The sequence below is a fragment of the Microcoleus sp. C2D2 genome (genome assembly GCF_036702495.1).
Classification (GTDB): Bacteria; Cyanobacteriota; Cyanobacteriia; order Cyanobacteriales; family Microcoleaceae; genus Microcoleus.
Genome location: NZ_JAUBTO010000018.1, coordinates 40,605 through 60,993 on the forward strand (window position 1 = coordinate 40,605; position 20,389 = coordinate 60,993).

Here is a 20,389-nt window from a genome sequence, read left to right on the forward strand (position 1 = left end):
ATTCATGCAAGTAGAAAACATTGAGGATATTTACGAACTTTCGCCGATTCAGAAAGGCATTCTTTTTCATAGCTTATTCGCTCCGGAATTGGGATTGTATTTTTTCCAAATGCCCTTTTTGTTGCGGGGCAATCTCAACGTTGACGCTTTCTCTAGCGCTTGGGAGCAAGTAGCGAACCGGCACGCGAGTTTGCGGACAGGCTTTTTCTGGCAAGATATCAACAAACCGTTACAAGTTGTATATCAGCAAGTAACAGTTCCCTTAGAGCAATGCGACTGGCGGGGGCTAAATCCTGCGGAACAGGAGGAGCAATTAAATACTTTTCTGGATAGCGATCGCGCCTTAGGGTTCGACCTTTCCCAAGAGTGTTTGATGCGCCTGACTTTGTTTCGCCTCGCTGACAACTGTTACCAATTTATTTGGAGTAGACATTTTATCGTGATGGATGGGTGGTCAATCCCCACGATTCTCGCGGAAGTGATTCAACTTTACGATGCGATTTGTGAGGGGAAAAAGGTAGATTTAGCACCCAGCATTCCCTACCGAGAGTACATCGAATGGTTGCAAAAACAAGACGTAGCGAAAGCCCAGACGTACTGGCGGCAGGCACTCGGAGAATTGCGATCGCCTACTTCCCTTACCAATCTAGATGCTAGCAGCGCCTTCAATTCCGAGGAAAAATACGACGAACAGAGAATCTATTTATCGCCAGAAACTACAGCAGCGCTACAATCTTTTTCGCGGCAGCACCAGCTTACATTGAGTACGATCTTTCAGGGAGCATGGGCGATGCTCCTCAGTTACTACAGCGGCGATCGCAAAGTCGTCTACGGATGTACGGTGGCGGGACGCCCAGTAGAATTACTACAAGACAAGCCGCTAATTGGGCTATTTGTTAACAGCTTGCCCGTATGGATCGAGGTAGCTTCTGACCAATCTCTGCTAGTTTGGCTGAGGCAGCTTCAAGAACAATTACTGGAAATGCGCCAGTACGAGTGGAGTCCGCTAGTTGATATTCAAGGGTGGAGTCAAGTGCCGCGAAGCAGGCCTTTGTTCGAGAGTATCTTGGTGTATGAAAACGCGCCTGTGGATTCACTCTTGCAAAAATGGGAAGGCAATCTAGAAATCTCGAACTCGACGATTTTCTCCAATGCGCCGACTTTTTACAAGACTAACTATCCCCTGACTGTTGCGGTGTATCCGGATCTAACGTTCTGCATCGGCATCAATTACGATTTCCGCCGCTTCGAGCTAGCCACAATTACTCACATTCTGGAGGATTTCGAGAGATTAATTCAGGGCATCTTGGCGCAACCAAACGCGCTCCTGAAGGACTTGCTGTTGCCGATCGATCGCGAGTATCCCATGACGTTAAGTCTGGAAAGAGAAGTAACGTTTAGTTTTGAATTGTCCGCCGCGTAACAAACAAATTAACTAGAGTGAGAAATTTGCCATGCATCCCATCGCCCTACAAAAGCCAAGTCAGCCAGCAAATATTTTTGAAAGTTGCGAGTCTAATGTCAGAAGCTATTGCAGAAATTTTCCTGATATATTCCATCGGGCAAAAGATTCTATCATATATTCCGAAACAGGAGCGGAATATATCGATTTTTTAGCAGGGGCAGGGGCGCTGAATTACGGGCACAACAATGACTATATCAAGCATAAAGTAATAGCGTATCTGGAATCGGACGCGATCGCCCAGGGATTAGATATGCACACCTCAGCCAAAAAAGAATTTTTAGAAAAATTCTTTTCGTCTGTCTTAGAACCGAAAAAGCTGGATTATAAAGTTCAGTTTTGCGGCCCAACGGGAACGAATGCCGTTGAAGCGGCTTTGAAATTAGCCAGAAAAATCAAGAAAAGACCGGGCATTTTCTCATTCATGGGAGCCTATCACGGCATGACGTTAGGCAGTTTAGCTGCGACTGGCAATATTGCCGCGAGAGCGGGGGCAGGCGTAACCTCAAATAATGTAACTTTTATGCCCTATCCCTATGGGTTCATGGAAAGTTTTAATACTATCGGTTATATCGAAGCAGTCCTAAATGATGTCAATTCTGGAATCGAAAAACCAGCGGCAATTATTTTTGAAACGGTGCAAGCTGAAGGGGGAATAATTGTCGCGCCCGTCGAGTGGATGCAACAGCTCAGAGACTTGTGCTCGCGCCACGACATTTTATTAATTTGCGACGACATTCAAGTTGGTTGCGGGCGGACAGGGCCATTCTTCTCATTTGAAAGAGCTAATATCGTTCCCGATATGGTAATCCTCTCCAAATCGATCAGCGGTTACGGCTTTCCGATGTCGCTTTTGTTGATTAAATCTGAGTTCGATATTTGGGAACCGGGCGAACATACGGGTACATTTCGGGGAAATCAACTCGCTTTCGTAGGAGCTGCCGCTGCTCTAGAGTATCGAGAAAATATCCGCCTTGAACCCGAAGTACAAGTGAAAGAGTTTTTGTTAAAAAAATTCCTCACCGAAGAAATCGCCCCCATCAGCGAAAAAATAGAGATCCGAGGAATTGGTTTAATCTGGGGCATTGATTTGGTAAATTTTGGCGGTGCCAGTTTTGCTAAAAAGGTCACTTCGCGGTGTTTCGAGTTGGGATTAATCGTCGAAAGAGTTGGGAGAAATGATACCGTGCTCAAAATCTTGCCCCCGCTAACGATAGAATGGCCGATTTTGAAAAAAGGCTGCCTGATTCTCCAACAAGCCTTGTCCGATTGCTTGAATTCCTAATTGCCATAACTTTTTCCAATTTTTTTAATAATGTGAGGAGACGATCGATGATAGCCGTAGTTAATCAAATCAGGCAGCTTACCCCCATTTCAGATAACTTGTTGTCTCAAAAAATTTATTGGTTAAACAAGCTCTCCGGGGAACTGCCGGAGACCACTTTGATAGCCGATTATGTAAGACCTGTGCTAGATAGTGGCAAAGAGCGAGAGGTCGCATTTGAACTGTCGAGCGAACTGTCTGAAGCGATTTTTAAGTTGGCGAAAAAATCCGATTTGTCAATTTATCTAATTCTCCTCGCTACCGCTAAAATACTGCTCCACAAATATACGAGCAATAGGGATGTTATTGTCGGCTCGCCGGTTTATAACCCAGAAAAAAGCGATCGCTTAATTAATCGAGTGGTTCCGCTGCGCTCCACTGTAACTCCTCAATTGACTTTTAAAGAGTTTCTGCTGCAAGTCAAAGATACTGCGCTCGCGGCCTACAGCCACCAAAATTATCCGTTTGCTGAATTAGTGGGGTTGTTAAAACTTTCCGAAACTCAGAGCCGCTGTCCCATTTTTGAGGTAGCCGTCTTATGGGAAAACATTCACTCTGCAAGCGATCTCGCGGAACTAGGCAATGATTTAACAATTGCTTTGAAAGTCGATGGCAATCGGATTGTCGGCAAAATTGAGTACAGCGACTTGCTTTTCAAAGAGGAAACCATCAGAAGACTGACGGCACACTATGTCAATCTGTTGGAAAACGTCACCAACAACATTCACCTGAAAATTGGGGATCTTAGTTTTTTAAGCCAATCTGAAATCCGCCAGCTATTAGAAACTTTTAACGACAATGCTAGAGAGTATCCTGTCGAGCGAACGATTCACGATTTATTTGAAAGCCAGGTCGAAAAAACGCCCGATCGAATAGCTGTTGTTTTTGAAGAAACTCAGTTAACTTATCGCCAACTGAACGCAAAAGCGAATCAACTCGCCAGATTTTTGCAGAGTTTAGGAGTCAAAAATCGACAACTGGTGGGAATTCTGCAAAAACGGAGTCCGAATTTTATCATCGCTATTCTCGCTATTTTAAAGGCGGGGGCAGTCTACGTTCCCATTGACAGCACTTATCCTCCGGAGAGAATTCGCTATATGCTTTCTCACAGCGAAGTGCGGATTCTCTTAACAGACGCTTCATTTTTAGAGATTTTGGCAAGCCAAATTGAGTATTGCCCTCAGTTAAAATATTTGGCTTGTTTAGATGTCAAGCCCGAGGGCGCGGCGAGATCCGCCGCCGAGGTTCAGATATGCGATCGCCGCGATTTCGATAAACTGCCCTCCGCCAATCTAGAAACTAGCAATCGCGGCACCGATCCAGCTTACGCGATTTATACCTCCGGTTCCACCGGATTGCCCAAGGCAGCTATTATCCGACACGGCGGCGCGCTCAATCACATTTACGCCCAATTTGAGGCGCTGGGATTGACTGAAGAATTTACCTTTTTGCAAAGCGCTCCCGCTTCATCGGATATTTCGGTTTGGCAATTTTTAGCGCCTCTTTTAATTGGCGGAAAAACCGTAATTGCCGACGCGGAAACAATTTGCAATCCAGAAAAATTGTTTGAAATCATTCAAAAACAAAAATTAACCCTCGTCGAACTCGTTCCCACCGTTGTCCGAGGATTGACAGACTATCTTTCAAAATTCTCGCCGCAGCAACGAGCGTTCCCCAATTTAAAATGGATGATGGTAACGGGAGAATCCGTCTCGGTAGAGTTGGCGAATCAGTGGTTGCGCCTGTATCCCTCTATCGGCGTTGTCAATGCTTATGGCCCTACAGAAGCGGCTGACGATATTACGCAGGCAATTCTTGATAAACCTTTGCCGGAAAATCAGCGATCGCTATCGATTGGCCAACCCCTCGCCAATTTAAATCTTTACATCCTCGACTCTCAGATGAAGTTATTGCCCGTCGGAGTGCCGGGAGAGATTTGCGTGTCGGGATTTGGCGTCGGCGAGGGCTATTGGAAAGATGAAAAGAATACTCAATTAAGCTTTGTTGAAAATCCCTTTCCAAATACGGCAAAACCGCTGCCAGGAATTGACAAAGATTTAATGTACAAAACCGGAGATTTAGGGCGGTGGCTTCCGGATGGAACGATCGAATTTCTAGGGCGCATCGATCGCCAGGTAAAAATTCGCGGTTTCCGCATCGAACTAGGAGAAATAGAGGCTGTATTGGAGCGACATCCAGCCGTGCGGGAGACGGCAGTTATCGTCAGGGAAGATAGCCCGGGCAACAAGCGTCTAGTCGCCTATATCGCTGGGCACCAGGCAGAAAACAGTTTTTCAGAGTTTCAATCTTCGAGCCTGGCAGATGAGTTATGCGGCGATTTAAAACAAAAATTGCCGGAGTATATGGTGCCTTCAGCCTTCGTGCTGCTGGAGGCGCTGCCGCTTTTGCCGAATGGGAAGGTCGATCGCCGATCGCTGCCTGCACCGGAAAAAAGCGCGATCTCCGCGGTGCGATCGCCCCTGGAGGAAATGGTTGCTGGCATCTGGAGCGAAGTGTTAGGCATCGAGGGAATTGGCAGCGAGGATAACTTCTTTGAATTGGGAGGACATTCCCTATTAGCTACTCAGGCGATCGCGCGCCTGCGAGAAGCCTTTAAAATTGAATTGCCCCTGCGCGTCTTATTTGAATCGCCAACAGTGGCAAGTTTGAGCTCGCGCATTTCCCAAATCAGCAGCAGCGAGCAAAAACTGAAAGCACCTCCCATCGATCGCGCACCGCGAGGCCCAGAATTGCCCCTTTCTTTCGCACAACAGCGGCTCTGGTTTCTCGATCGGTTGCAACCGGGCGATCGGGCTTACAATATCCCCGCAGCCGTGCGCTTGAAAGGTGCGATCGACCTGACAGCATTAGAGCGCAGTTTCCAAGCAGTTATCAATCGCCACGAAGCCTTGCGGACAACTTTTAGCGCGGTGGAAGGGCGGCCCATTCAGTTGATAATTCCCGAACCTACTTTCGCGCTCTCAGTTATAGATTTGCAGCACTTTCCTCAATCTCAGCGAGAAGCAGAAGCTATGCGACTCGCCGCCGAGGAAGCGCAACAACCTTTTGACTTAGCAAACTGGCCATTAATGCGAGTCACTTTGCTACAGTTAGGCGACACAGAATTTATCTTATTGCTAACCATCCATCACATCGTTGCAGATGGCTGGTCTCTCGGGGTACTTGTGCGGGAAATGGCAACCCTCTACGAAGCTTTTTGCACTGGCAAACCCTCCCCACTTCCCGAACTTTCAATCCAATACGCCGATTATGCCGTGTGGCAGCGAAACTGGCTCTCTGGGGAAGTTTTAGAAGAAAAACTTGCCTATTGGAAGCAACACTTAGGCAATCCCTTACCAGTGCTGCAACTGCCTGCCAAACAACCGCGTGCCGCTGTTTCTACCTATCGCGCTGCCCTTCAACCTTTCCAGCTTTCCCCAAACCTTTCCGCAGCGCTCAACAAGCTGAGCCGCCAACAAAATGTCACCCTATTTATGACGTTGCTAGCTGCTCTTGAAACGCTGCTATATCGCTCGACAAATCAGGATGACATGGTGGTTGGCACCGACCTCGCCAACCGCACCCAATTGGAAACAGAGGCTCTGATTGGTTTCTTTGTCAATATCTTGCTTTTGCGCGGCGATCTCAGTGGCAATCCTACTTTCATTGAATTGCTCGATCGCGTGCGCGAAGTCACCTTAAAAGCCTACGCTCACCAGGATTTACCATTCGACAAATTGGTGGAGGAATTGCGGCCCGATCGCAGCGTGAATCAAACACCGCTCTTTCAAGTCTTATTCGTCATGCAAAATATGCCCATGCCTGCTTTAGAGCTAGGCGGGTTAACTTTGACACCCTTAGAACAAGACAGCGGCATCGCCAAATTTGATTTAGTTCTCTTCGTGGGAGAAACCGAGCAAGGAATTGCAGGCGCTTGGAAGTACAACGCTGACCTTTTCGAGGCCGCCGCCATCGAGCAAATGTCCAGCCGTTTTGAAACCTTACTCAACAGCATTGTGGCGGAGCCTGAGACTCGGTTAAATAACTTAGAAATTCTTACGGAAGCGGAAAAAGAACAACAAGCAATGCAAGAAGTCAAGCGCGAAAAGCTGAATTTTAGCAAGTTTAAGAGTGTTAAACCGAAAGTAGTCACTCTGCCAGACGGCGAGTTGATAAAAACCGAATTTCTCCAGCCTGGGGAACTATTCCCGCTAGTCATTAAACCCGCTGCCAGCGATGTCGATCTCATTGATTGGGCGAAAAGCAACCGAACTTTGATCGAGACCAAATTGCAGCAACACGGTGCAATTTTGTTTCGAGGCTTCACCGAGCCCTTAGTTTCTACTTTCGAGCAGTTTGCCTTGGGGATTTGTCCGCAACTGTTCGGCGAGTACGGAGATTTGCCGCGCGAAGGAATCGGCGGAAAAGTTTACGGTTCGACCCCTTATCCTGCCGAGCAAACCATCTTCTTTCACAACGAAAGTTCCCACCTGCACCGCTGGCCAATGAAAATCTGGTTTTTCTGCGTTCAACCCGCGCAGTCAGGCGGCGAAACCCCGATCGTTGATTGCCGGAAAGTTTACCAGTTGCTAGACTCCAAACTCCGAGAAAAATTCGCCCAAAAGCAACTGATGTACGTCCGCAATTACACCGACGGACTCGATGTAAGCTGGCAAGAATTTTTCAAAACGGCGCATAAAACTGAGGTGGAACAATATTGCCGTCAAGCAGGCATAGAATTTGAGTGGAAAGACGGAAATAAGCTCAGAACTTGCAAGCGGAGGCCGGCGATCGCCAAGCACCCCAAAACTGGAGAGATGGTATTTTTTAACCAACTTCCTTTGCACCACATTTCCTGCTTAGATCCGGCCGTCCGCAACTCCTTATTATCTGTCTTTGGAGAAGGAAACCTGCCTCGCAATGTTTATTACGGCGACGGCACTCCCATTGAAGACTCGGTAATGGCAGAAATTCAGGCAGTCTATCAGCAGGCAACCGTTAGTTTCCCTTGGCAAGCTGGCGACATATTAATGTTAGATAATATGTTGGCTGCTCACAGTCGCAATCCATTTGTCGGACCGCGCAAAATTGTGGTGGCGATGGGCGAAATGATCGGTGAAGCAGAGATTTAAAAGTTGACTTCTCTCTCGCAAAATTCGGCTTTATCCAACTCGGCTACGAAGTTAGAATTGCCTGTATTCGCCACTTCAACGCCTTTTCCATAGTCTGTTTTAACTTATATGTTGCACCCTTCTCAATTACTTATTTAGGAACAGGCAAGATGCCTGTTCCACAAGAGATGAATTTTATTGTGGAACAGGCATCTTGCCTGTTCTTGACAATGGTACAAGATGTGAGTTTTAACGGACTTGAGCTATAAGCTTTGGACTTAATTCCCTAGCGATCCTAAAACATAAAGCAATATAACCCATGCAAACAATTAATGGATTTCGGCTTTCTCCTCAACAAAAATATCTGTGGCTGTTGCAACAAGATAGTACCGCTTATCGCGCTCAGTGTGCGATTTTGATCGAGGGCAATCTCCAAGCAAATGCCTTAAAAGAAGCGCTGCAAAAAGTCAGCGATCGCCACGAAATTCTGCGGACGAGCTTTCAGCGACGTTCTGGGATTAAATTTCCGATTCAAGTCATCGGCGATCGCAGCTTAATTTCCTGGCAGATCGTTAATCTCGAATGCTTTACCCCGCCAGAACAAGCGGCTAAACTCCCTGAAATTTTTCAAAACGAAAAGCGCTCAGTTTTCAACGTTGAGCAAAATCCAATTTGGCGCTTATCCTTAATTTCTCTATCAGCAAACAGGCACATTTTGCTTGTTAGCCTGCCTTCCCTCTGCGCCGATTCCCGCACCATCAAAAATCTAATTCGAGAAATTAGCCAGTGTTATTCAGCTTGCTTGCAAGGTGAGGAACTGGCCGACGAAGTGGTGCAATATGTCCAATATTCGGAATGGCAGAATGAATTGATTGAGGATGAAGAGGCGGCAGAGGGCAAAAAATATTGGACTGAGCGGGATTACTCGGCGCTAGCCAGTTTAAAATTGCCTTTTGAAAATAAAAATAGCAGCGCGTCCGATCCATTTGAACCGAATTTTTTTGAGGTTAAAATAGAACTGAGTTTACTAGAAGAAATAGAAGCGATCGCCCGCCGCTACGAAACCTCAATATCTGCTTTCTTTCTAGCTTGCTGGAAAACGTTGCTCTGGCGGCGGTTGGGAAAGGCAGAAATCATTATGGGCACCGCCTTCGACAATCGCAAATATGAAGAATTAGAGCCAGCACTCGGTCTATTTGCCAAGTTTTTGCCGCTTCGCAGCCAACTGCAAGAAAATTTTACCTTTCAGGAATTCTGGCAGGAAATTCAGCAATCCCAAAGCGATGCTTATAAATGGCAGGAATATTTCAACCGGGAAGATATAAACGGCTCGCCTGGATTTCCATTTTGTTTTGAGTTTGAGGAACAACTAGAAAAGTATGCGGCGGCTGGCGTAGATTTTTCAATTTACCAGCAATATGTCTGCGGCGATCGCTTCAAAGTTAAACTCTCCTGCGTGCGCCGAGAGGATGCTCTCATCGCTGAGTTTCACTACGATCCGGCCTTGATAGGGGAACAAGCGATCCAATGTTTAGCAGAGCAATTCTACACCTTAACAAAAAGTGCAGCTAATCACCCAGAAACCGCTCTCGGCGAGTTGGAAATTCTGAGCGATCGCGCCCGCCACCAAGTCTTAGTTGACTTCAACCAAACACAGAAAGATTACCCAAAAGACAAGTGCATTCACCAGCTATTTGAGCAACAAGTGGAGCGCGTACCAGATTGCCTTGCGGTTGTCTGTGAAAATCAGCAACTCACTTACCGGGAACTCAACGTCCGCGCCACCCAAATCGCTCGTTACCTACAACAATTAGGAGTTAAATCCGAAGGATTAGTGGGAATTTGTGCTGAGCGATCTGTGGATGCGATCGCCGGAATGCTCGGCATTCTCAAAGCAGGCGGCGCGTACTTGCCACTCGATCCGGCCATGCCAAAAGAGCGCCTCGCCTTGATGTTGCAGGATGCCGGAGTGGCAGTGCTATTAACGCAACAACAGCTAATCGAAAACTTGCCAAAAACTCAGGCAAAAATCGTTTGCTTAGACGCAGAAATTCCCTCTGTCTCCCCCTCTCCCTCTCCTCCTCTCTCTCCTGAAAATTTAGCTTATGTCATTTATACTTCCGGTTCCACTGGCACGCCAAAGGGAGTGGCAATTGAACACCGATCGCTCGTCAATTACCTCTACAGCATTCAGGAACAGCTAAACCTGCCATCAGGTGCCAGTTTCGCAACCGTTTCTACCTTGGCAGCAGACTTAGGAAATACAGTAATTTTTCCAGCTTTATGTACGGGAGGAAGCCTTCACATAATTTCCCAGGAACGCGCTACCGATCCAGAGGCGATCGCTGCTTACTTTCAACAGCATTCCATTGACTGTCTCAAAATCGTTCCCTCCCATCTAAAAGCTTTATTAACTGCTTCTTATCCGGCGCAGGTTTTGCCGAAAAAGCGATTAATCCTTGGCGGCGAGGCCTTAAGTTGGAATTTGCTCGAAACTATTCAGAAATACGCCCCAGACTGTTCAGTCTTCAACCATTACGGGCCAACAGAAGCAACCGTAGGCGTGCTGGCTTATCCCATCAAAGACCGAGAAAATTGCATTTCTGAGACAGTTCCTCTCGGTCGCCCTATCAATAACGCGCAGATTTATTTACTTGATTCGCACTTGCAGTCAGTTGCCATTGGCGTGTCCGGCGAGTTATACATCGGCGGTGCTTCTTTAGCTCGCGGCTATCTAAACCAACCCCAATTAACCGCAGAAAGATTCATCATCAACCCTTTGAGAAATGCCGCAGGCATTCTTCCTTCTGATTCCTTAGCTATACCTTCAAATCGCCTTTATAAAACAGGAGATTTGGCTCGGTATTTGCCGGACGGAAATATTGAGTTTTTAGGGCGGAGCGACAGCCAAGTTAAACTGCGAGGGTTCCGCATTGAATTGGGGGAAATAGAAGCAGCGCTATCTCAACATTCTGCTGTGCGCGAAGCAGTAGTTTTGCTACTGGAAAATGAACCGGGGAATCAGCGCTTAGTGGCCTATGTTGTACCCGCGAGGGAATCAGCGATCGCTATTAACGAGCTGCGGTCATTTGTAAAAGAAAAACTGCCCGACTACATGGTTCCTTCTGCTTTTGTCGTACTGAAAGCATTGCCCCTCACGGCTAATGGAAAAATAGACCGGCGGGCGCTGCCAGCGCCGGAGGTGGCGACAGCCGATTTAGCAGATACTTTTGTCGCTCCTAGCACTCCCATTGAGAAAATGCTTGCTGAGATTTGGGCCCAGCTGCTAGGGCTGGAAAAAGTGGGAATTTATGACAATTTCTTTGATTTGGGGGGACATTCATTACTGATTACTCAGTTGCTAGCAAAGGTAAGAGATTCTTTCCAAAAGGAATTGCCCTTGCGCCGTTTCTTTGAAGCGCCTACCATCGCTGCTTTAGCAAAGAATATTGAGGTGAAGCATGGGGGGGATTCTGCGGGCGATCGCACTGCAAGTTTCGATATTAACGCTGAAGTTGTTTTAGATCCAGCAATTCGCCCTGCAACTCCATTGAGCGAGCCAAAAACGGAACCAGCTTGCATTCTCTTAACAGGGGCGACGGGCTTTTTGGGAGCCTTTTTACTCCGCGACCTCTTGCAACAAACTCAAGCAGAAATTTATTGCCTAGTCCGTTCTGCCGATTCAGAATCAGCCAAAAAGCGGATTCAAAGCAGCCTAGAATCCTATTTAATTTGGGATGAAAGCAGCAGCGATCGCATTATCCCAATTGCTGGAGATTTGTCTCAACCACTTTTGGGGCTTTCCGAGGAGGAGTTCCGAGTTTTAGCCAGTAAAATTGATGTCATCTACCACAATGGTGCATTTGTCAAGTTTACTTATCCCTACTCGGTTCTCAAACCCGCTAACGTTTTGGGGACGCAGGAAGTTCTGAGATTGGCGAGTCAAAGTAAGCTAAAACCAGTCCATTTAATTTCTACGATTTCCGTTTTCTCGGCAATGGGAGAATCTGGGATTAAGCTCGTGCGAGAGGAGGATGAACTCACTCCGGGAGAGGGTCTAAAAGGCGCTTACACTCAGACTAAGTGGGTGGCAGAAAAGTTAGTAGAGGTCGCGCGCGATCGCGGGGTTCCTGTTAGCATTTACAGGCCAGGCCGCATTTCTGGGGACAGCCAAACAGGGGCCTGCAATCCCAGTGACTTACTGTACAGGTTAATCGCTGGTTGCGTGCAACTTGGATGTGCGCCCGATGACGATAAGCTGATGAACGTAGCGCCTGTTGACTATGTGAGCCGAGCGATCGTTCATCTTTCGAGCCAAAAAGAATTGCTCGGAAAGACTTTTCATTTAGTCAACCCTCAGTCTTTTCAGATGAGTGAATTGCTTGGCTGGGTTTGCTCAATGGGTTATCCAATCAAACAAGTTTCTTCTGAGACTTGGCAAGCAGAAGTAATCAATCGCGCTGGATATTCTCCAGAAAATGCGTTGTATCCGCTTGTCAGTCTTTTCTCCGAAAAAGTTTCGGAAGCAGAAATGGCTAAATCTGCCACGCTGCAATTCGATTGCCAGAATGCCTTGAAGGGACTTTCTGGAACGGACATTATCTGCCCGCAAGCGGATGCAAGTTTGTTTCGGACTTATTTTTCCTATTTCGTCGATCGCCAGTTAATAGAGGCTCCCAAATATCTGGTCTAAAAATGTAGAGGCGCGAGCGATCGCGTTTCTACCTTGCTCACTTTGAGGAGAATTTTAAATCTAGCATCACTTAAACTTGCGGAAGTCCTGATTAGTTTATTTAAGAGAAGGCAAAAGATTTTTATGTTAGGAAGTAGTAATGCGATCGCGATCGCAGGCAGAGCTACCGCAGAAGGAACGCGGCGTTACAGGGAACGGCACAACAAAAACTGTGCAGCCGATCACTTCCGAGAAACTGGTTCGCTTGTTGCCAGCTCGATTGGAATTGGCACTTACCTTGGCGAACCAGATGAGTATACTGACACTCTTGTGGCGGAAGCTGTAGTTGAATCGGTTCGGCGGGGTGCCAACGTAATTGACTCAGCAATCAACTACCGCTACCAGTACGGAGAGCGGAGTGTCGGAAAGGCTATCCGGCGTCTCCTGGAATCGGGAGAAGCCTCAAGAGATGAACTAATTATCTGTACGAAAGGCGGCGTTGTTCCGCATCCAACTCCAAACCATGTAGAGTGGTTTTATCAGCAGTACGTCGAGCCAAACAACTCTACTGTCAGCATGGCAGATTTGGCTGCGGAGCGTTACTGTATCCACCCAGAATACATTCAAGATCAGCTTAATTGGAGCCTCGCCAACCTCGGCATTGAGACAATCGATGTCTACTATCTTCACAATCCAGAAAAGCTACTTTCTCAAGTTGAACCCGATACTTTTTACAATCGGTTGCGAGAGGTTTTTGAGGTACTTGAAGGTGCAGTTTTAGCTGGAAAAATTGCCAATTACGGTCTGGCAACTTGGAATGCTTTCCGCGTACCTCCAACTCAAAGGGATCGTATCGATCTGGCGCGTGCGAAATTTCTTGCTGGGGAAGTAGCTGGGAACAAAGAGGATCGGTTTCGGTTTATCCAGCTTCCTTTGAATATGGGGATGCCGGAAGCGGCGCTAACCCCAACTCAAACAATCAAAGGAGAACAAGTCTCAGTATTGGAAGCTGCCGATCGCTTAGGCATTTCCGCGATCGCCAGTATGTCGCTGTGTCAAGCGCAGGTTATCGGTCAGATCCCAGAAAAGATTGCTTCTGCCTTTGGCGATCGCTTGCGGACAGACTGCCAGCGGGCGCTCCAATATACCCGGAGCGCCCCTGGCCTCCTGAGTGCCCTTGTAGGGATGAAAGCGCCAAAACATATAGAAGAGAACCTAGCCCTTGCTGCTGTCCCGCGGCTTGAGAGAGCAAGCTTTCTGGAACTTACTGATTCAATTGTTCAAGTGTTAAACGGAAATTGAAGTTCCCCTTGCCGGAGAACGGCTGAACTTAAAATCTTGAATGGCGTTACCCAAAAAATTGGGTCTAAAGCCCCTTCTTCAGTGGCCGGCTTTAATTTCCACTGTAAAGTCTAAAGAATCATAAAGTAAGCACATCTTATAGGCATAGTTATTTATGAATGTGATACCATAATTGCATGATTATATTAGAGTTTAAGTTGAAAGGCAAAGCGCAGCAATACCGAGTCATTGACGACATGATTCGGACGGCTCAATCTGTCAGAAACAAAACTCTTAGATACTGGATCGATAATCAAGGGGTTAAGCTAGTTGACCTGTACAAACAGTGTGCCATTATGGCGTTTGAGTTTGAATGGGCAGGCAAACTTAACTCGATGGCGCGTCAAGCTACGGCACGAATGTGCTATTTTTGCTATTCAACGTTTTTTTGCTAATTGCCAAGCCAAGAAACCAGGGAAAAAGGGATACCCGCAGTTCAAAAAAAATACTAGTTCCGTCGAATACAAGACATCAGGGTGGGCGCTTTCTGCTGATAAAAGATGTTTAATGTTTAAGGACGGTTTTGCTGCTGGGAAGTTTAAGTTGATCGGTAGTAGGGACTTGCATTTCTATGCACCCGACGAGATTAAACGAGTTAGGGTTGTCCGTCGTGCCGATGGCTACTATGCTCAGTTTTGTATCAATATTGAACGAACAGAGGAATCTATCTCCACTGGTAAAGTCCTTGGAATAGATGTGGGATTAAACCATTCCTATACCGATACTAATGGTGAGACAGTCCCCCACCCTCGCTATCTTCGCAAAAGTGAAAAAGCTTTGAAGAGATTGCCAAAGCGAGTTTCAAGGTAAGAAGAAAGGTTCCAGCAATCGGAAAAAAGCGATCGAGAAGTTAGGAAGAAAACACCTTCATGTCAGCAGGCAGCGTAAAGACTGCGCCGTCTTAACGGCGTTGTGCGTTGTAAAATAAGCGCGATTTTGTAGCCTAGGTCGAACTTCAGGTGAAGAATATGGCTAAGAATCACAAGCTTGCTAAATCAATTAGCGATGCAGCGTGGTCACAGTTTGCTCAGTGGTTGCAATACTTTGGAAAAATGTACGGTAAAACAGTAATTGCTGTGGGGCCTGTGTATACTTCCCAAGATTGTTCAGCCTGTGGCAATACTGTCAAAAAAACGCTATCAACTAGAACCCATATTTGTGGTTGTGGTGCGATATTAGATCGCGATCACAACGCCGCGAAGAACATTTTGGCAAAAGGATTGAAGCAAGCAGGAATCAATTCAAATACGGTGGGGCACACCGAAATTAACGCTTGGGGACAGAACGATCTCTACTATGAAGGTGGTGACATCAACGAGCAAATCGACTGACCCAAGCAAGAATCCTCGCGCCTTCAGGCGCCCGGAGTGTCAAAGTTCAACTTTTCCGCAGTGCAGCGATAATCTGTGCGTTTGCCTGGGGAAAAGTAAATTGGTCAATTTCATCGAGTGTGACCCAGCGAATTTCATCGCATTCGATCGTTTGCGGTTCCCCACTGACGTAGCGGCAGTGGTGCACGTAGAGCCTAACTGTAAATTTAGTGTAGTCGTGGTCAATTGTAATCAGGCGATCGCCAACTTCTACGACAATCCCCAACTCCTCCATAATTTCCCGTTCTATGCAAGCTTCGATCGTTTCCCCAGGCTCTATTTTACCGCCAGGAAACTCCCATAAACCCCCGTGCAGTCCGTGTTGTCGGCGCTTGTCAATCAAAATTTGTTGTCGCTCGTTCCAGATTGCTGCAACGCCGATAACTTTGTGGGCAAAAGGAGAAAGAGACATATTAATTAGGAATTGGGAATGGGGAATTGGGAATTGGGAATTGGGAATTTAAGAATAATCTCAATAATTATTCAATTATTTAATCTAAAATCTAAAATCTAAAATCTAAAATCTAAAATCTAAAATCTAAAATCTAAAATATTAAGCCCCCATCTTGCGAGGGGGGGCTTGACACTTGGACCAGTTCAAGGTTAAGAATCTACTAATCGTCCGAGCCGTGTCTCTCACTGGCTTGTATGGACTTTTCAAAAGTCATTCGCTGTTCGGCATTTTTCAGAAAATAACCGCTAATCATAGCCGAGGCGAGCAATCTACCCAAATGTTCGCGACTGGTAGTGACTGTCACCCCGAAGTGTTCCGAAGGCAAATTCCCCAAAAGTCCAACAATATTTCGCTCCATTACTTGAAACACTTCGTGAGAAGTCGGCTTAGACAACTGAGAAACTGTGTCGGGAGCCATTGACTGCACGTATTGCCATAATAAGTTGGCATTTTCTCCGTCTTCTTCAAAGAATTCTGGGGATTTATTAGATGAGTTGCTCACGAGTACCTCCGTTTCAGAGACAGCTTGTTATGTTAGACGCGGGCGGTTAAATTAAATAACCCTTATCCGATCGCTGCTGATCTTTATTACTAAGTAATTACTAATGTAGCAGGACAGTCGTAACAACCAAGTGGGCACAACCGAATTAAAAGCGGCGGTTTTTACGATTTTAGATTGGGGATTGCGAGTGGGCGAAATGTCCGATCGCCAATCCCCAATCTACCTAGCTGGCTAGATAATCGTTCATATCTTGCTTGCGCTTGCGGAGTTTGGTCAAAGCTTCCCGTTCTATTTGCCGCACTCGTTCCCGACTGATGTTGAGACGATCGCCTATTTTTGCCAAAGTTAAGGTTTGCCCGTCTTCTAAACCGAACCGCAAGGCGAGCACTTCTCGCTGTTGCTGAGTCAGTTCCGCCATCAGGTGGTCTAAGTCAGTCCGCAGGGAAGATTGCAGGGCAAAATCTTCTGGCGTAGTACCGGTATCTTCCAACAAATCGCCCAACTCTGTATCTTGATTGTCTCCCACGCGCAAGTCCAGGGAAAGTGGCAGGCGCGCGCGATCGAGATATTCGCGAATCTGTTTGGGAGTCAATTCTAGCTCTGATGCCAATTCAGCAGCCGTGGCCGCGCGACCAAGCTGTTGAGCAAGTTGGCGCTGAGCCTTTTTAATTTTGTTGAGCTTTTCGGTGATGTGGATCGGTAAGCGGATGGTGCGGCCTTTTTCGGCGATTGCCCGAGTAATTGCCTGACGAATCCACCAATAAGCATAAGTAGAAAATCTGTAGCCCTTAGTCGGGTCAAATTTTTCTACTCCCCGCTGCATCCCGATCGTGCCTTCCTGAATTAGATCCAGTAAATCTACGTTGCGCTTGATATATTTTTTGGCAACAGAGACTACCAGGCGGAGATTCGCTTCCACCATTTGGCGTTTTGCCCTTTCCCCGTGCTCGAGCGTCCGCTGCAACTGTGCCTCAGACAGCCCAACTGCCTGTGCCCATTCAGCCGCCGTCGGGTCGCGGCCTAACTCTTCGGCTAAAATATTTTTCTCCTGATGCAGTGCGGTTGAGCGCTGTACCTGTTTCCCGTAGAGTATTTCTTGCTCATGGGTCAACAAGGGAACGCGGCCGATTTCCCGCAAGTAAGCGCGAACAGAATCTGTATCTGAGGACTTAAGAGTTTTCATGAGCTTTTCCCGCTGAGGATCTGTGCCTCTAAAGGTTTGCGGTAGTCGCAAACCCCTAGCTTTAGCTGGGAAGGAAAGCGGGCGGGGACTTGCGCTTTCCTTCCATTTAAAGAGGCTTAATTTTATGGTAGCTAGCTACTACTCCCAGTCAGCACCGTCTCAGGTTAGGTTTTGGTTGGGGTGTGCACAATACTACGTTATGTTAAGAATCTTAACATTTGTGAGAGCATTTGCCTACATTTCTTCATATTTATTTCATGTAAGCCTGGACAGTTGGTACGAGGGTACCCGCTTTCCTAGCTTTACAGTTTGCATCAATATAAACAAAATCGGCCACCTCTGTCAGAGGGAGATGGGGAGAGGGGTACAGGGGTAGATGGGGAGGGAACGCTGTTGGCACAGCAAAGAGTGAAAAATACAATTTAAATGCCCGGCAGTTACAGGCGGGCGATCGCACTCTGGACCCAAGAAACCGGGCTTTTTACGGAATCTGCGGGCTGTAAGGAGGTATTTTGGTTAAAAAACCCGATTTCAGGCCACCCGTCTGTCCAAGGGTATAAATCTGAAGTTACACATATCGATCGACCCGCCCTACAGATAAGGATTAATTAACAATTAAATAAGAGATTTGAATGGCAGGCATTCGCTCTCCTATCTGGAAATAAATCTGCGTTGCATCTGCGTTTATCTGCGGTTTCCCTATCAATCAAAAATTTATGCAATAAGTCTAATCAGTTCTTTGCCGTTGAGCTTCGTACAAGATGAGGGCTCCGGCGATCGACACATTTAAAGATTCTACGCCACGACTCAGGGGAATTTGGATTTGTCGATCGGCCAAACTTCTCAATTCTTCCGACAAACCAGAGCCTTCGTTGCCCAAAACTATCAGAGTCGGCACTCGCAAATCTACTTCCCAATAACTTAAACTGGCCCCGGCGACAGTTGCTAAAATTTGCATTCCTCGATTTTTATAGGTAGAGACTTCGGCGGTTAAATCTGGACTGACTGCCATTGGCAGCTTAAACCAAGCTCCTGCCGAGGCGCGCAGCACTTTGGGATGGTCTAAATCGGCGCTGTCTGCGCTCAGCAGCAAACCGTCAGCATTAGCAGCCGCAGCCGTGCGGACGATCGCCCCCAAGTTGCCCGGATCTTGGATTGTTTCTAAGGCTATTCCTAAAGTTGACAATTCTGCTGGCTCTGTTGCGGTGCGGGGTGCGGTGGCGACAATGCCGTCGGGTTGGACTGTAGTGGCGATCGACTCTAACACTTTTGCACTTACTAATTCTGTGCGATCGGCTAAATTACCAACTTGCTCCCAAAGTTCCCCGTGCCGGTCCAGCCATTCGGGAGTGCAGCAAACCGTTGCTAGCGGGTATTTGGCAGCGCAAGCTTCTTCGAGCAAGTGCGTCCCTTCGAGTAAAAATAATTGTTGTTCCCTGCGTCCCTTCGAGCTGTGGAGCTTGCGAATGTCTTTAACTAGGGGGTTTTGAATACTTGTCAGCATTGTTTAATTCAGCAGAGCGAATGGGGTTATTGCCTGTATCGGGTTAACCCCAAACTTCTTTCTGCCTTTGGAATGCGGAACCCGGGACTTGAACCCGGAAGGCTTGCACCACATGAACCTGAATCATGCGCGTCTACCAATTCCGCCAGTTCCGCATCGGTCACGAATTACTACTTTGCCATAAGTTCGCGAATCTGTCAAGTGTTTTGGGGAATTTATTTTTTTTCTGGGCTGCTCCTACATATCAAATCCGTTGGCATCGGAATTATTCATCTCTCTTTTCTGGAGATTCTGTGTCTGAAGTATCAAGAGTGGTTTAATCATTCAACAACAACAGTAAACTATACGATCGCTAATAGGTCGTAAGATTAAATGAACCGCGAAGGCGCTAAGGACGCGAAGGAAGAAGGAAGAAAATATTCGTGATGCGCAATCCGATTTTGGATTTCCGATTAAAATTATTAATCAATCTAAAATGTAAAATCTAAAATTGTCCAATGCCATGCCCATTCTGTTACCATTGATTTGGCAGATATTTCTCATCACGTCCGCTACCTATGTCTGAGCCATTAACCCTCGATCCGAGTCAGTTGCCAGATATTAGCAACTTAGTTTTAGAAGACGATACTCCTTTGGACAGCTTCATCAAGGAAAAACAGCAGCGGCTGCTGACAACGGTTTTATATAGCGGTGGCGATACAGGTATTACCGTTCCCTTCATTGCGGCTGCAAATGTCGGTTTGTTCAGCAGCGTGCGTCTACCTGGAATCGCCCCGGATGTGTTTCTCAGTATTAATATTACTGGTGCTGAGGATTGGTGGGAAAAACAAGTGCGATCGTATTTATTTTGGGAATTTGGCAAACCTCCGGAAATTGCGATCGAAATTGTTTCCCCAACTCCGGGCAACGAATTGGGCAGCAAGTTAATAGATTACGCTCGAATGCGAATCCCGTATTATGTCCTGTACGATCCGCTACGCGAGTTGAAAGGGAGTACGCTGCGAGTCTTTGAATTGCAGAATCAATCTTACGTGCCCAAAAGTGATGCTTGGTTTCCCGAAGTCGGTTTGGGACTAACTCTGTGGCAAGGTGAATTTGAAAATGTCGGTGGTACTTGGTTGCGCTGGTGCTATGCTAGTGGCGAGCCCATTCCTACAGGCGACGAACTGGCAGCGCAAAAAGATGCTCAGTTATCTCAAAAAGATGCTCAGTTACTGGAGGAACAGGCGCGCACTAAACAAGCATTTATCCACGCGATCGAACTCGGTTTAAGACTGAAATTCCCAGATGAAGGATTGCTGTTGCTTGAGGAGATTTCGGGAATTTCTGATGTTGGTGTTTTGCAGGCGATCGCATCTTATATGCCAGCGGCCAACAACCTCGAGGAAATCCGCCAAATCTATCAACCCTAATTTTACAACAAGGTTCGTAGTAACTCACATCTAGCGCTCTTCTTAGGAACGGCA

General features: G+C 46.9%; 10 protein-coding genes, 1 tRNA gene and 1 pseudogene. 7 read left to right on the forward strand and 5 right to left on the reverse strand.

The window, feature by feature from the left end:
- Window positions 1-4 precede the first annotated feature (4 nt).
- The 6 genes and pseudogenes from QUB61_RS08705 to QUB61_RS08730 all read left to right on the forward strand — a co-directional run bounded on the left by QUB61_RS08705 (window position 5) and on the right by QUB61_RS08730 (window position 15,241).
- Entirely contained in the window at window positions 5-1,423 is a 1,419-nt protein-coding gene (locus QUB61_RS08705) for a condensation domain-containing protein (RefSeq protein ID WP_333126541.1), read from the forward strand.
- 31 nt (window positions 1,424-1,454) lie between these two features.
- The gene (gene ectB / locus QUB61_RS08710; protein WP_333126539.1) at window positions 1,455-2,747 is read left to right on the forward strand and encodes a diaminobutyrate--2-oxoglutarate transaminase; all 1,293 of its coding nucleotides are present in this window, start codon (window positions 1,455-1,457) and stop codon (window positions 2,745-2,747) included.
- Between the two features lie 47 nt (window positions 2,748-2,794).
- Window positions 2,795-7,918 carry an amino acid adenylation domain-containing protein gene (locus QUB61_RS08715; RefSeq protein ID WP_333189907.1) on the forward strand — a complete coding sequence of 1,708 codons (5,124 nt, stop codon included), beginning with the start codon at window positions 2,795-2,797 and terminating at the stop codon, window positions 7,916-7,918.
- Between the two features lie 298 nt (window positions 7,919-8,216).
- Window positions 8,217-12,590, forward strand: a complete 4,374-nt coding sequence (locus tag QUB61_RS08720) for an amino acid adenylation domain-containing protein (RefSeq protein ID WP_333126533.1) — start codon at window positions 8,217-8,219, stop codon at window positions 12,588-12,590.
- Between the two features lie 123 nt (window positions 12,591-12,713).
- Window positions 12,714-13,871: an aldo/keto reductase gene (locus QUB61_RS08725; RefSeq protein ID WP_333126532.1), complete on the forward strand. Its 1,158-nt coding sequence runs from the start codon at window positions 12,714-12,716 to the stop codon at window positions 13,869-13,871.
- 176 nt (window positions 13,872-14,047) lie between these two features.
- Window positions 14,048-15,241, forward strand: a pseudogene (locus QUB61_RS08730) (RNA-guided endonuclease InsQ/TnpB family protein).
- A gap of 46 nt (window positions 15,242-15,287) precedes the next feature.
- On the opposite strand, the gene mutT reads toward QUB61_RS08730, so the two are convergent.
- The 5 genes from mutT to QUB61_RS08755 form a co-directional block, all read right to left on the reverse strand.
- Entirely contained in the window at window positions 15,288-15,692 is a 405-nt protein-coding gene (gene mutT / locus QUB61_RS08735; protein WP_333126529.1) for an 8-oxo-dGTP diphosphatase MutT, read from the reverse strand.
- A 202-nt stretch (window positions 15,693-15,894) separates the two neighbouring features.
- The gene (locus QUB61_RS08740) at window positions 15,895-16,236 is read right to left on the reverse strand and encodes a DUF760 domain-containing protein (RefSeq protein WP_172187001.1); all 342 of its coding nucleotides are present in this window, start codon (window positions 16,234-16,236) and stop codon (window positions 15,895-15,897) included.
- A gap of 223 nt (window positions 16,237-16,459) precedes the next feature.
- Window positions 16,460-17,419 (reverse strand): RNA polymerase sigma factor, RpoD/SigA family, encoded by a 960-nt coding sequence (locus tag QUB61_RS08745; RefSeq protein WP_332960513.1) that lies wholly within the window; start codon window positions 17,417-17,419, stop codon window positions 16,460-16,462.
- 727 nt (window positions 17,420-18,146) lie between these two features.
- Window positions 18,147-18,923 (reverse strand): RNA methyltransferase, encoded by a 777-nt coding sequence (locus QUB61_RS08750; RefSeq protein WP_333126524.1) that lies wholly within the window; start codon window positions 18,921-18,923, stop codon window positions 18,147-18,149.
- Between the two features lie 73 nt (window positions 18,924-18,996).
- Window positions 18,997-19,078: transfer RNA gene (locus tag QUB61_RS08755), tRNA-Leu, on the reverse strand.
- Window positions 19,079-19,480: 402 nt separating this feature from the next.
- Between QUB61_RS08755 and QUB61_RS08760 the strand changes: the two genes are divergently transcribed.
- Window positions 19,481-20,335: a Uma2 family endonuclease gene (locus QUB61_RS08760; protein WP_333126521.1), complete on the forward strand. Its 855-nt coding sequence runs from the start codon at window positions 19,481-19,483 to the stop codon at window positions 20,333-20,335.
- Window positions 20,336-20,389 lie beyond the last annotated feature (54 nt).

Bases quoted from the DNA above. Each gene is read 5' to 3' on its own strand.
- QUB61_RS08705 (WP_333126541.1), top strand. From the start codon at position 5: ATGCAAGTAGAAAACATTGAGGATATTTACGAACTTTCGCCGATTCAG.
- ectB (WP_333126539.1), top strand. From the start codon at position 1,455: ATGCATCCCATCGCCCTACAAAAGCCAAGTCAGCCAGCAAATATTTTT.
- QUB61_RS08715 (WP_333189907.1), top strand. From the start codon at position 2,795: ATGATAGCCGTAGTTAATCAAATCAGGCAGCTTACCCCCATTTCAGAT.
- QUB61_RS08720 (WP_333126533.1), top strand. From the start codon at position 8,217: ATGCAAACAATTAATGGATTTCGGCTTTCTCCTCAACAAAAATATCTG.
- QUB61_RS08725 (WP_333126532.1), top strand. From the start codon at position 12,714: ATGTTAGGAAGTAGTAATGCGATCGCGATCGCAGGCAGAGCTACCGCA.
- mutT (WP_333126529.1), bottom strand. From the start codon at position 15,692: ATGTCTCTTTCTCCTTTTGCCCACAAAGTTATCGGCGTTGCAGCAATC.
- QUB61_RS08745 (WP_332960513.1), bottom strand. From the start codon at position 17,419: ATGAAAACTCTTAAGTCCTCAGATACAGATTCTGTTCGCGCTTACTTG.
- QUB61_RS08750 (WP_333126524.1), bottom strand. From the start codon at position 18,923: ATGCTGACAAGTATTCAAAACCCCCTAGTTAAAGACATTCGCAAGCTC.
- QUB61_RS08760 (WP_333126521.1), top strand. From the start codon at position 19,481: ATGTCTGAGCCATTAACCCTCGATCCGAGTCAGTTGCCAGATATTAGC.